Origin of the sequence: Citrobacter sp. Cb041 (assembly GCF_030336655.1) — a bacterium.
GTDB lineage: Bacteria > Pseudomonadota > Gammaproteobacteria > Enterobacterales > Enterobacteriaceae > Citrobacter > Citrobacter braakii.
Window position 1 is genome coordinate 33,462 of the sequence record NZ_JAOWDD010000036.1, and the last position, 12,309, is coordinate 45,770.

A 12,309-nucleotide genomic window follows, 5' to 3' on the forward strand; every position below is an offset into this window, starting at 1 on the left:
CAGCTGTGTTGGCTGTGCTTGTTCACCCCAGTCACATAGTGAATCTATGCTCCTGGGTATTCACAAGCTTGCCGCCTTGCTGCAACTCGAATTATTTAGGGTATGGCATTACGTTAGCCGGGAAGCACGATAAAATGCGTGCTTCCTGGCCCAAACTTAAAGAGTGATTTATGGCTGCAACCAAGCCTGCTTTGAACCCACCGGGTAAAAAAGGTGACATGATATTCAGCGCGCTGGTAAAACTGGCTGCGCTGATTGTGCTATTGATGTTGGGTGGCATTATTGTCTCTCTGGTTATCTCCTCCTGGCCAAGCATTCAGAAATTTGGCTTCTCCTTTCTGTGGACTAAAGAATGGGATGCGCCAAACGATATCTACGGTGCATTAGTACCGATTTACGGTACGCTGGTCACCTCGCTTATCGCACTGCTGATCGCCGTTCCGGTGAGTTTTGGCATAGCCTTATTCCTGACTGAACTTGCTCCTGGCTGGCTGCGTCGCCCGCTGGGTATCGCTATTGAATTGCTGGCGGCAATTCCGAGTATCGTGTACGGCATGTGGGGCCTATTTATCTTTGCCCCGCTGTTTGCGACTTACTTCCAGGAGCCGGTCGGGAACATCCTTTCCAACATTCCGTTTGTTGGCGCGCTGTTTGCGGGTCCGGCGTTTGGTATCGGTATTCTGGCCGCTGGCGTGATCCTCGCCATCATGATCATCCCGTACATTGCGGCGGTTATGCGCGATGTGTTCGAACAAACGCCGGTGCTGATGAAAGAGTCAGCCTACGGCATCGGTTGTACTACCTGGGAAGTTATCTGGCGCATCGTCCTGCCGTTCACCAAAAACGGCGTGATCGGCGGCGTGATGCTCGGTCTGGGCCGCGCGCTGGGTGAAACCATGGCGGTGACGTTTATCATCGGTAACACCTACCAGCTCGATAGTGCCTCGCTGTACATGCCGGGCAACAGTATTACTTCTGCGCTGGCGAATGAATTTGCCGAAGCGGAATCAGGACTGCACGTTGCCGCGTTGATGGAACTGGGCCTGATTCTGTTTGTGATTACCTTCATCGTGCTGGCGGCGTCTAAGTTCATGATCATGCGCCTTGCGAAGAACGAGGGGGCACGCTAATGGCTACGCTTGAAATGCAAAACACCGCTGCGCTTGCGGAATCCCGCCGTAAAATGCAGGCGCGTCGTCGTCTGAAGAACCGCATCGCGCTGACGCTCTCTATGGCGACCATGGCATTCGGTCTGTTCTGGCTTATCTGGATCCTGATGTCCACGATCACCCGCGGTATTGACGGTATGTCACTGGCGCTGTTCACCGAAATGACACCTCCGCCGAATACGGCTGGTGGTGGTCTGGCGAATGCCCTGGCCGGTAGCGGACTGTTAATTCTGTGGGCGACCGTGTTTGGTACACCGCTTGGTATTATGGCGGGCATCTACCTGGCAGAGTACGGACGTAAGTCCTGGCTGGCTGAGGTGATCCGCTTTATCAACGACATCCTGCTTTCTGCGCCATCAATCGTGGTCGGTCTGTTCGTTTACACCATCGTGGTAGCAAAAATGGAGCACTTCTCCGGCTGGGCGGGCGTTATCGCGCTGGCGCTGTTGCAGGTGCCCATTGTTATTCGTACCACGGAGAACATGCTCAAGCTGGTACCGGATAGCCTGCGTGAAGCCGCCTATGCGCTGGGTACGCCGAAATGGAAGATGATTTCTGCAATCACCCTGAAGGCGTCTGTCTCAGGCATCATTACAGGCGTTTTACTGGCTATTGCACGTATCGCAGGTGAAACGGCTCCGCTGCTGTTTACGTCGCTCTCCAATCAGTTCTGGAGCACCGACATGATGCAGCCTATCGCCAACCTGCCGGTCACTATCTTTAAGTTTGCGATGAGCCCGTTTGCTGAGTGGCAGCAACTGGCCTGGGCCGGGGTACTGATTATTACCCTGTGCGTACTGCTGCTGAACATTCTGGCGCGCGTCATTTTCGCGAAGAAGAAACACGGTTAAGACGAAGTGCCGGATGGCGGCGTAAACGCCTTATCCGGCCTACGATTGAAGACATTTGTAGGCCTGAAAGCTGCGCGCCATCAGGCATGATGAGGAAAAGATTGAAATGAGTATGGTTGATACTGCCCCGGGTAAGATTCAGGTTCGTGATTTGAACTTCTACTATGGCAAGTTCCATGCCCTGAAGAACATCAACCTGGATATTGCCAAAAACCAGGTAACGGCGTTTATCGGGCCGTCAGGCTGTGGTAAATCGACGTTGCTGCGTACGTTCAATAAAATGTTTGAACTGTACCCGGAACAGCGTGCGGAAGGCGAAATCCTGCTGGATGGCGACAATATTCTCACCAACACTCAGGATATCGCTTTGCTGCGTGCCAAAGTGGGCATGGTATTCCAGAAGCCGACGCCGTTCCCGATGTCCATCTACGACAACATCGCTTTTGGCGTGCGTCTGTTTGAGAAACTCTCTCGTGCGGATATGGACGAGCGTGTGCAGTGGGCATTGACCAAGGCCGCGCTGTGGAACGAAACCAAAGATAAATTACACCAGAGCGGGTACTCTCTCTCCGGTGGTCAGCAGCAGCGTCTGTGTATTGCGCGTGGGATCGCCATTCGCCCGGAAGTGCTTCTGCTTGATGAGCCGTGTTCAGCGCTCGACCCTATTTCTACCGGGCGTATCGAAGAGCTGATCACTGAGCTGAAAGAGGATTACACCGTCGTTATCGTTACCCACAACATGCAGCAGGCTGCGCGTTGTTCCGATCACACGGCATTTATGTACCTGGGCGAGTTGATTGAGTTCAGTAACACGGACGATCTGTTCACCAAGCCCGCGAAGAAACAAACTGAAGACTACATCACCGGTCGTTACGGCTGATTCAGGAGCTTGTTGTGGATAATCTTAACCTTAATAAACATATTTCCGGCCAGTTCAATGCAGAGCTGGAAAGCATCCGTACCCAGGTGATGACCATGGGCGGCATGGTCGAGCAGCAGCTTTCTGATGCGATTACCGCCATGCACAATCAGGACAGTGAGCTGGCGAAGCGCGTCATTGAGGGCGATAAGAACGTCAATATGATGGAAGTGGCGATCGACGAGGCCTGCGTGCGTATCATTGCCAAGCGTCAGCCGACCGCCAGTGACTTGCGTCTGGTGATGGCGATTATCAAAACGATCGCTGAGCTGGAACGTATTGGCGACGTTGCGGATAAAATTTGCCGCACCGCGCTGGAGAAATTTTCTCAACAGCATCAGCCGTTGCTGGTAAGCCTGGAATCACTGGGTCGCCACACCGTACAAATGCTGCATGACGTGCTGGATGCGTTTGCGCGTATGGATCTTGACGAAGCGGTACGTATTTATCGCGAAGATAAGAAAGTCGACCAGGAGTATGAAGGTATCGTGCGTCAGCTGATGACCTACATGATGGAAGACCCGCGTACCATTCCAAGCGTGCTGACCGCGCTGCTCTGCGCGCGCTCCATCGAGCGTATCGGTGACCGTTGCCAGAATATCTGCGAATACATCTTCTACTTCGTGAAGGGACAAGACTTCCGTCACGTGGGCGGTGATGAGCTGGATAAGCTGCTGGCGGGCAAAGATCCGAAAGAGTGAGAAAGATACTCGTCATCCGTCACGTTGCTGGTGTGTTGGCTTTGTTACTCGGCGCACCCCGCCCTCAGTGAGGGCGGGGTGCGTAGCGTAGCCGAAGGCTGGAACGCACTGTCAAAAGAGACGCAACAGATCCTGAACTCAGCCGCTGGCTTAACGACGAAGAGGAATGGGTTTACCTGCAGGGAAGCGGGGTCTGGGGTCGGTTCAGTCGTAATCGTCCTTTTTTTCTGGCTCGGTTTAGCGAGCGCTACGCAAGCAGTTTCATCAGCATATAGGTATGACCATCAACAATTACCTGTGACAGCTGTACCTCTGCCACGCACAATACTTGCAACATACCGAACGGCTGATTGGCGATGCAGTATGGGTTTGAAGGCAGTTACGACTTTTCGTTGATGTCTAACCGTGAGATTGGCATGACGCCGGAACAGCGACAGTCGCGCGGTCATATAGCAGTAGAATAGATTATATTTTCTTATTTAATATCTGAATTTTTTGTTCTGATTTTTGATGAAAAATAAAATAAACATTTAATGCTCTGTGCAATAAGTCACAGTTATTGCCATTTTTTTTTGCGCTACACTCGCTTTATTATTTCGTGGGAGCTTATGTTAATGTCATTCATATTGCGATTATTAAAAAGCATGACTTTAATTTTGCTCTCCATCGACAGCAAAATTAAAGTCATACTTGCTGATTCATGCTGGTTTAATTCCGTCAACGATTTGGTTGAAATTGATATTACTCCTACCTCTTGTGCCGAAAACCTGATAACCCAGAAATGGTCCTTGCTTTGGGATTGTGCAGGTCAGGCTCTCTGTTCTGGTTTTAGACAGTCGTGCGAAATGAAAAGATATGCTCATCGTCAGTTTCCGCAGGTGTTGCTGTGCTCGCGTAAGCGCGATGAGCTAACTTTCAGCTTCCGTATTTCCAGCCTGCATCAGCTCGTGGTTTGTCGCCACGCCAGTGGTGCCGATAGCGACGGCGTAGTGAATAACCAAATCTGCCTTTCTCAAAGCACAATGCGCGCTCTCGCTATTGTGCTTTTTTTATTGCCTGAATCGACCAGAAGGATGCGCTATGTACATTGTTTGTGTTGCTGCTTGCCCAACGGTCTTAGCCCTGACTACCCGGCATTGCGCGGTAAAGAAAAAGATTGTGTGCATAATATGACTGTGGCCTGGAGAGGAAATAAAACCTGGGTGCCTTACGTCGAATTGGGATGATGGTTCATATGTGAAAGATGGCAAAACTTATCGTGATGCCTGGGAGATGCGTTATCGCGTAGGTATTACCTACAAACTCTAATTATTTTTTTTGATAAAAATAAGGATATTCAATGAGAGTAATTTCCATAGCCGGAATAACGGCGTTTTTACTCTGTAGCCATGCTGCTGCTACTGAAAATTATCAATATCGCGTCGCATTTATGCCGGATATCCATTTTCATGATGTGTACGGCGAATTTCAGGATGGCGCATTTAGCGGGCTAAAGAATCGCAAAAGTGGGCAGCGTGCGATGATTCGCACCATGTATGCTCAGCTCACGTCAACGCGATTATTTAATGAAAACTACTTTGCCCTGCGTGCAGCACTGGATGACGCCGGGAAAAAGGGGATCAAACTGATCGCGCTTCCCGGTGATTTTAGCGATGACGGGCAGTCTGTGCATATTCGCGGGTTAGTAACCCTGCTGAAGGAGTATGAGCAAAAGTATGCAATGCGATTCTTTGCAACGCCGGGTAATCATGACCCAAACCGACCCTTTGATTTACCCGATGGGGAAGAGGATTTCTTAGGTCAGGGAGGGAAAACTCAACGTATTTTTAGTTTTGGCGCCAAAGAGTGTACGGGTTATCAGGGAAAAACTGCGCTTATCTCAACAGGTGCGGAATTGCCGACCATCTGTAGCGAAGAGATGGTAAGCCGTGGTTATGAGTACATCATGAAAATGATGTCCCCATTCGGTATCGATCCGCAGCCTGAAGATATTTACTGGGAAACGCCTTATTCATCCTATGGGCAGCAGGATTATACGTTTGCCAAAGCAAAGCAAGCCAGCGACTTCCGCCAGCGGCAGTATGAAATCTGTGCTCAGGGAACAGGCGGTTCATATCGACAACCAGATTATGGCCCCTGTTTTACCGTCGCTGACAGCAGCTATCTCGTTGAGCCGATACCAGGCCTATGGCTGCTGGCCGTTGATGCGAATGTTTACGTGCCGCGCGAGGATGCGGACCTGACGAATCCGCAGTCTGCTAAAAACTTCGCGGGTTCAGGTGACGCAGGCTACAACAAAATGCTCACTCACAAGCAGCAGGTCGTGGCGTGGATGACGTCCGTTGCCATGCGAGCAAAAGAGCAGAAAAAGACGCTGATTACCTTTAGCCATTTCCCTATGGTGGAGTTTGATAACGGTGCTGCCAGCGATCTGGAATCCATCTTTGGCAAAGGTAAATTTCAGTTGAAGCGGGCTCCGAAGGAGGATACCAGCCATGCGTTAGCGAAAACAGGTATTGGCGTACACGTTGGCGGACATATGCACTTTAACGATACCGGCGTGCGTAAATATCCTGACGGCAGCCTGCTATTTAATATTCAGGCACCTTCCATGGCGGCCTACGTCCCAGCGTATAAAATCCTCAATTTCGCTAACCGTAGCGAAATCGATGTTCAGACCGTTACCCTGGACGGCGTCCCGCGCTTTAATGAGCTTTTTGAACATTATCAGCAAGAGTGGGAGCATCTGAAAGCGACGGGCTCTGCGCATTTATGGAACAAGGCGGTGCTGAGTGCGAAGGATTATTATGACTTTACTAACTGGCATATTACCGAGCTCACCCGGCTGCGCTTTATTCCCGAAGAGTGGCCGTGTGAAATTCGGCAGATGCTTTTTAGCCTGAATGGTGCGGAAATGCTGACGCTGAGTCAGTTGAGCAGTCATAACTCTTGGCAAGATGTTCTGACTGTACCTATGAGCAGCGATCGTGCCGTGTGCGCTAAAGGAGACGTGCCTCCTGTCAGGTCTATCGGGCAAATTTACCTGCAAAAAAATGCTGGAGCATGGCAGTTGGCGCGGCAAAAAGCGCTAACTTTAGCTCGGGATGCCGGAATGACGCTGGAGCAGTTTGCATCCTGGAACGGCTTTGATTTGGCGGTGGATTTTTATCGTCTGCGCAATGCCGATGAGCTGGCGCTGCGCGATATTTCCGCGCAACGCTTACGCGAATATCATTTGCTAACCCGCACGTTGGCGCATTCCTTACCAGATGAGGCTTCTGCGGTGATGGCGGATAGCGATTTCGAGACTATTTTCCGCCTGCGTTTTGGCAGTATTTTTAGCGTTATCGATAAATACCTGCGGGGCGGCCCTTCACGAAATTTCCACCTGAATAGCGAAACGGGGGAAATCTCCGCGCGTTAAAACCTCGCCCCTGCCACATCGGCAGGGGCGAGAATTAGCACGCCATTCCCAGACCGACGATATGGGCACGGCGATAAGCACCACACATGGCGAAGGCTGGCGATTTTATGTACCGGGCCACGCATACAGACTTAAAATCAAACCTAAAGGTAATCTGTAACTGCTCACCAGGCATATTGATGTCAACCCGATCACCAACCCGACCTAAACGGCGCATTGCGCTGGCAGTCGCGCAACTGCTGCTCCCGGATGCCAATCCTCAGCGTATGGAGATCGACAACTTCCACGAATTGCCCATTGACCCTCAAACCTCTTATATGGCATCTGCTTCTGACCAGATTTATCAGATAATCATCATTGCTATGATAATATCTATCATTAAATATTTGTTTTTATCATGAACCATTTGGGTGTGACTATCGTCATAAATTATCCGTTTCTGAAAATATAGCATCACCTCAGCCAGAGACCAGATAAATAGTTTTCTGGCATTATTGATTAATATGAAAAAATAATGAGGTGAAATATGAAGACGCTTTATACCCCGTTTATAGATGTCACCGTAAATGCAGAATGGTCTGACTGGCAAGATTATCCCAATGGCCGTCCAAATCCGCTTTATTCTCAGGAAGCTAAAGCGTGGGAGGTAGACGGTCTGGTATTTGGTTTTATTACTTTATCAGCGAACAAAAAAGCCTGCTGGGCTGCCCAGGACACCATGCCGATGGACTGGGCATTGCCGTTAGCAAACGATCTCAATGCGGCCGGTAAAAAGGTTATTATTTCTTTTGGCGGCGCGGTGAATAGCGATATATCAACCTATTTTAGCACTTCCGAATTGGTTGAAATTTACCAGTCTTTTATTGATGATTATTCTGCATATGGCCTGGATTTTGATCTGGAAAATGGTCAGTATAATATCAGTAATATTTGTGAAGCGCTGAAAGTGGTAACTAAAAATAATCCAGAAGTCGCTATTTCCTTTACTTTGCCCACCATGCCAACCGGTTTAACTAGTACTGGGGTGAATATTGTAAAACAAGCGCATAATACCGGATTAACGTTTGTGGTAAACGGTATGGCAATGGATTATTACAGCGCGCAGTATCGTGCTGATATGGGTAAATCTGCGGTTGACGCAGCCCGCAGCATCGCCAGTCAGTTAGCCTCTCTGTCAGTGAGCGGCGGCTACTCGGCGGTGGCGGTTACACCGATGATAGGTATGAATGACGATGGTAGCATGTTTAAACTTCATGATGCCGATACGCTGGCCACCTTTGCCAAACAGAATGGCATGAATTTTATCGGTATCTGGGATTTTAACCGCGACAATCCTTCGTCTTACACCTATGTTGACCTGACAACCAGCAGCAACCCGGAACAGCGTGTGGCCGGGGAATATTGCAGCCATTTTGTTAATGGCCTCACCAAATAAGCGCTGACTTGAAAAAGAACGATAACCCCGCTGTTTTCGGTGGGGTTATCTTTTCCCGCGAACGCAGATTGTGTGATGGTTGCTTATTTAACGCGTAATATTCCAACCCCGCGCTTTCCACAATGCTGGCAACTGCGCCAGATCGGTAAACGTCGTCACTTTTGGATGATCGATTGGTTTGTTATGCGGATCGGCGCAGAAGTAAAATACTTCCATCCCTGCAGCAATCCCCGCCTGCGCGCCTGCGCTGGAGTCATCAACCAGAATGCAGTTCTCAACGTTAACGTCCATCGCTTTCGCCGCATGGAACATCAGGGCCGGATCGGGTTTCCAGCGTTGAATATCGTAGCCGCTGAACAGCAAATCAGGGAAATGGTGCAACATACCCAGCTTACCCAGCGAGTGCTGCATCTTGCTGACCGGACCGTTAGATACCACGCTCATAGGGACGGTCATGCTGTCCAGCAGCGCATTGGCTCCGGCAATCACCTCCAGTTCCGTATCGAACAGACGTGCGACCTCTGCGCGGTAAACCGGTTCTAATTCGGCTTTTGCCAGTTCGACACCGTGCTCTTCGTTGATAATGTCGATGATCTCGTACAGCTTTACCCCCTTGAAGCGTTTAAAAGTTTCTTCAAGATCGAGCGTAATGCCGAACGCCTGGAACATGCTGACATACGCGCGAGAACAAATCACTTCACTGTCGACAAGGGTACCGTCACAGTCAAAAAATACGGCTTCTATCTGGGACATGTCATTTCCGTTTTAACAAGTTTAACGTTTTCGTAATGCATTATTGGGCGACGCAATCGTTGCCGTATAAGCAAAATCAATGAAAAAAGTTGCTCATAACCCAACCCTATTGTCGCATTTTGGTATAGGATAGCGACGAATTTTCCCTCCTTGTTCGGAAATTGATAATGAGTCAACAACACACAACCCAGGCTTCTGGCCAGGGGATGCTGGAACGCGTGTTCAAACTGCGCGAACATGGCACGACGGCACGGACCGAAGTGATCGCCGGTTTAACCACCTTCCTGACGATGGTGTATATCGTTTTTGTTAACCCGCAAATTCTTGGCGTGGCTGGCATGGATACCAGCGCCGTCTTTGTGACCACCTGCCTGATTGCTGCATTTGGTAGCATCCTGATGGGCCTGTTTGCCAACCTGCCGGTCGCACTTGCGCCTGCTATGGGTCTGAATGCGTTCTTCGCCTTCGTGGTCGTTGGCGCGATGGGCCTGTCATGGCAGATCGGTATGGGCGCAATCTTCTGGGGCGCGGTAGGTCTGCTGCTACTGACGATTTTCCGCGTACGTTACTGGATGATTGCCAACATCCCGGTTAGTTTGCGCGTGGGGATCACCAGCGGTATTGGTCTGTTCATCGGCATGATGGGGCTGAAAAACGCTGGTGTTATCGTCGCCAACCAAGACACCCTGGTGTCTATTGGCAACCTGACGTCCCACAGCGTACTGCTCGGTATTCTGGGCTTCTTTATCATCGCGATTCTGGCTTCACGTAACATCCATGCGGCGGTGTTAATCTCTATCATTGTGACCACGCTGCTGGGTTGGATGCTGGGCGATGTCCATTACAACGGGATCGTCTCCGCGCCGCCGAGCGTAATGTCCGTTATCGGGCATGTTGATCTGGCTGGTTCGTTTAACATTGGTCTTGCGGGCGTAATTTTCTCGTTCATGCTGGTCAACCTGTTCGACTCCTCCGGTACGCTGATTGGCGTCACGGATAAAGCCGGTCTGGCGGATGCGAAGGGTAAGTTTCCGCGTATGAAGCAGGCGCTGTATGTGGATAGCGTGTCATCAGTTGCTGGTGCGTTTATCGGTACTTCTTCCGTTACCGCGTATATCGAGTCTTCTTCCGGGGTTTCTGTCGGTGGACGTACTGGCCTGACCGCGGTAGTTGTCGGCCTGTTGTTCCTGTTGGTTATCTTCCTGTCGCCGCTGGCGGGAATGGTACCGGGATATGCGGCCGCGGGTGCGCTGATTTACGTTGGCGTCCTGATGACATCAAGCCTGTCACGCGTTAAGTGGGATGACCTGACTGAAGCCGTTCCGGCGTTTATTACCGCCGTGATGATGCCGTTTAGCTTCTCGATTACCGAAGGTATCGCGCTGGGCTTTATTTCCTACTGTGTGATGAAAATCGGTACCGGACGTTTCCGCGATCTCAGCCCATGCGTCATCGTTGTCGCACTGCTGTTTGTGTTGAAGATTGTGTTTATCGACGCGCATTAATTGCCGCTGAGACGGTGCTGCGCGAGGCGTGTAGACCTGATAAGCGCAGCGCCATCAGGCAAATTTGATAACCGGATACGGCCCGCCAGGCATTGCAGCCAGCGGGCTTTTTCTTTTAGGCTTTCACACGCTGGATGTAGTCGCCAAATGCGGTCAACTGGCCGGTTAGATGGTCCAGCGTACTTTGGTCGATCACTTCACCTGTTTGCGGGTCCACTTTGTTCTGAATCACGCCGCCCATAAATTCCGGCTTATTCATTACCATGGCGTCGAGGAACACCAGGATCTGACGCAGATGATACTGGCAGCGCGCGCCGCCAATGGCGCCCATGGAGCTGGTCTGGATCAGCACCGGCTTACCCGATAATGGCTGATCCGGCAGGCGGGACAGCCAGTCGATGGCGTTCTTCAGTCCGCCAGGCACGGAATAGTTATATTCCGGTGTCACGATGACGACACCGTCAGCCTTCCTGATTTGCTCTGCCAGCGCTTCTACGCTTGCCGGAAAACCTTCTTCCTGCTGGAGGTCGGCATCGTACAGTGGGATATCACCAATTGATGGCAACGCGTTGACTTCCATTCCTGCTGGAGCAATCTTGGGCAGCGTACGGGCAACCATTCCATTAAACGAACCTTTGCGTAGACTTCCCAGTAACGTAACAACATTCAATGTTTCTGACATGGTGACTCCTGTTTCATCATAAAGGTTAAATCAAAGCGTATGGCTCTTCGCTGCGCATAATTGAGAGAACCGGATCAGACGACCCGTAGGCTCATTGGCGCGGGTCTGGATATCAGGCAAACTTTTCCAGTCCTGTTTACCATCAAACTCCCAAACCTTGAGTTTTTCAATGGTTGGCGTAACCGCAACCGACCACACCAGAACATCTTCCGCATCGCAAATGGCTTCAACCTGCGCAACATGGGCACATTTCAGACGTCCTGCGCCGGGTAAAAGCTGGAGTTCGTGTGGATCATCATTGCTTACATCGCCGGTGAGTTTGAGTACGCTCTGGCGCAACGTAATGAGCTGCGCGCGTGCTTCGTTGGGGTCGTTTTGGTTATTGATCCACAGATTTTCGTTGCTGGAGAAGCGCCATGTTTCCGTTGAATGCGGATGGTGAAAGCTGCGGGTAGCTCGCTGCAGTTCCATATCCAGCCCGCACGTTCCTTCAGTTGTTAGCGCAACGCCAACGATATTCCCGGCATAGGAAATCGAAAATCCCGGCAGGTTCTTATCGCGAAAAACGGGCTTACCTTTGGCCTGAGTAACAATCTCGGGCAGCGTACTGGTGCCGTAAAGCATAAACATCAGTTCAGCGAGTAAACTTCGGGAAGCCAGGAAACGTGTTCGGCGATGAGCGGGGAGATCTCTTGCTTCGATATGACATGGAGAAGGGAGGCGAGCTGAAACCAGGTGTCCCTCCGTAAGAATCCCTCTGGCAAAATGTGTCGCCATTTTTCGCTCCGTGATTAATGGTCCGTGATAATTACCAGAGTAACATTTACGCGGCATCCAGGCAGGCTTTGCTGCCCAAAAAGTAAGCTGAAA

11 protein-coding genes and 3 pseudogenes are annotated in these 12,309 nt (G+C 50.6%); 10 read left to right on the plus strand and 4 right to left on the minus strand.

All coding sequences use genetic code 11. The features are described 5' to 3' along the window. Window positions 1-170: 170 nt before the first annotated feature. The 8 genes and pseudogenes from pstC to OGV52_RS08925 all read left to right on the plus strand — a co-directional run bounded on the left by pstC (window position 171) and on the right by OGV52_RS08925 (window position 7,064). Window positions 171-1,130, plus strand: coding sequence for a phosphate ABC transporter permease PstC (gene pstC / locus OGV52_RS08890; RefSeq protein ID WP_016155078.1), 960 nt, complete (start codon window positions 171-173; stop codon window positions 1,128-1,130). Beyond that, window positions 1,130-2,020 carry a phosphate ABC transporter permease PstA gene (pstA, locus tag OGV52_RS08895; protein WP_016155077.1) on the plus strand — a complete coding sequence of 297 codons (891 nt, stop codon included), beginning with the start codon at window positions 1,130-1,132 and terminating at the stop codon, window positions 2,018-2,020. The genes pstC and pstA overlap by 1 nt, the downstream gene beginning before the upstream one ends. Window positions 2,021-2,126: 106 nt before the next feature. Continuing rightward, complete coding sequence (gene pstB / locus OGV52_RS08900) at window positions 2,127-2,900, plus strand: phosphate ABC transporter ATP-binding protein PstB (RefSeq protein ID WP_003023821.1); 774 nt, start codon at window positions 2,127-2,129, stop codon at window positions 2,898-2,900. A gap of 14 nt (window positions 2,901-2,914) precedes the next feature. After that, window positions 2,915-3,640, plus strand: coding sequence for a phosphate signaling complex protein PhoU (gene phoU, locus OGV52_RS08905; protein WP_047498806.1), 726 nt, complete (start codon window positions 2,915-2,917; stop codon window positions 3,638-3,640). Between the two features lie 63 nt (window positions 3,641-3,703). Further along, window positions 3,704-3,837: pseudogene (locus OGV52_RS08910) on the plus strand (VRR-NUC domain-containing protein); the annotation flags it as partial. 44 nt (window positions 3,838-3,881) lie between these two features. After that, window positions 3,882-4,104, plus strand: a pseudogene (locus OGV52_RS08915) (AraC family transcriptional regulator); the annotation flags it as partial. Between the two features lie 144 nt (window positions 4,105-4,248). After that, window positions 4,249-4,866 carry an oligogalacturonate-specific porin KdgM family protein gene (locus tag OGV52_RS08920; protein ID WP_249415043.1) on the plus strand — a complete coding sequence of 206 codons (618 nt, stop codon included), beginning with the start codon at window positions 4,249-4,251 and terminating at the stop codon, window positions 4,864-4,866. A 113-nt stretch (window positions 4,867-4,979) separates the two neighbouring features. Next, the gene (locus tag OGV52_RS08925) at window positions 4,980-7,064 is read left to right on the plus strand and encodes a metallophosphoesterase family protein (protein ID WP_287108388.1); all 2,085 of its coding nucleotides are present in this window, start codon (window positions 4,980-4,982) and stop codon (window positions 7,062-7,064) included. On the opposite strand, the pseudogene OGV52_RS08930 reads toward OGV52_RS08925, so the two are convergent. Further along, a pseudogene (locus tag OGV52_RS08930) lies at window positions 7,061-7,369 on the minus strand (hypothetical protein); the annotation flags it as partial. The gene OGV52_RS08925 and the pseudogene OGV52_RS08930 sit on opposite strands and share 4 nt — an antisense overlap. A gap of 221 nt (window positions 7,370-7,590) precedes the next feature. Between OGV52_RS08930 and OGV52_RS08935 the strand changes: the two are divergent. Continuing rightward, entirely contained in the window at window positions 7,591-8,499 is a 909-nt protein-coding gene (locus OGV52_RS08935) for a chitinase (protein ID WP_049040614.1), read from the plus strand. Window positions 8,500-8,586: 87 nt separating this feature from the next. Here the strand turns inward: OGV52_RS08935 and yieH are convergent, their stop codons facing one another. Further along, window positions 8,587-9,252 carry a 6-phosphogluconate phosphatase gene (gene yieH, locus OGV52_RS08940; protein WP_016155076.1) on the minus strand — a complete coding sequence of 222 codons (666 nt, stop codon included), beginning with the start codon at window positions 9,250-9,252 and terminating at the stop codon, window positions 8,587-8,589. A 167-nt stretch (window positions 9,253-9,419) separates the two neighbouring features. On the opposite strand from yieH, the gene adeP reads away from it, so the two are divergent. Then, a complete protein-coding gene (adeP, locus tag OGV52_RS08945) occupies window positions 9,420-10,757 on the plus strand; it encodes an adenine permease AdeP (RefSeq protein WP_016155075.1) in 1,338 nt (445 codons plus the stop codon). A 115-nt stretch (window positions 10,758-10,872) separates the two neighbouring features. Here adeP and OGV52_RS08950 read toward each other — a convergent pair whose 3' ends face one another. Further along, window positions 10,873-11,439: an NADPH-dependent FMN reductase gene (locus tag OGV52_RS08950; RefSeq protein WP_003827046.1), complete on the minus strand. Its 567-nt coding sequence runs from the start codon at window positions 11,437-11,439 to the stop codon at window positions 10,873-10,875. Between the two features lie 30 nt (window positions 11,440-11,469). After that, window positions 11,470-12,216, minus strand: a complete 747-nt coding sequence (locus OGV52_RS08955) for a 4'-phosphopantetheinyl transferase family protein (RefSeq protein WP_016157819.1) — start codon at window positions 12,214-12,216, stop codon at window positions 11,470-11,472. Window positions 12,217-12,309 lie beyond the last annotated feature (93 nt).

Coding starts and splice junctions, on each gene's coding strand:
- pstC (WP_016155078.1), top strand. CDS start 171: ATGGCTGCAACCAAGCCTGCTTTGAACCCACCGGGTAAAAAAGGTGAC.
- pstA (WP_016155077.1), top strand. CDS start 1,130: ATGGCTACGCTTGAAATGCAAAACACCGCTGCGCTTGCGGAATCCCGC.
- pstB (WP_003023821.1), top strand. CDS start 2,127: ATGAGTATGGTTGATACTGCCCCGGGTAAGATTCAGGTTCGTGATTTG.
- OGV52_RS08920 (WP_249415043.1), top strand. CDS start 4,249: ATGTTAATGTCATTCATATTGCGATTATTAAAAAGCATGACTTTAATT.
- OGV52_RS08925 (WP_287108388.1), top strand. CDS start 4,980: ATGAGAGTAATTTCCATAGCCGGAATAACGGCGTTTTTACTCTGTAGC.
- OGV52_RS08935 (WP_049040614.1), top strand. CDS start 7,591: ATGAAGACGCTTTATACCCCGTTTATAGATGTCACCGTAAATGCAGAA.
- yieH (WP_016155076.1), bottom strand. CDS start 9,252: ATGTCCCAGATAGAAGCCGTATTTTTTGACTGTGACGGTACCCTTGTC.
- adeP (WP_016155075.1), top strand. CDS start 9,420: ATGAGTCAACAACACACAACCCAGGCTTCTGGCCAGGGGATGCTGGAA.
- OGV52_RS08950 (WP_003827046.1), bottom strand. CDS start 11,439: ATGTCAGAAACATTGAATGTTGTTACGTTACTGGGAAGTCTACGCAAA.
- OGV52_RS08955 (WP_016157819.1), bottom strand. CDS start 12,216: ATGGCGACACATTTTGCCAGAGGGATTCTTACGGAGGGACACCTGGTT.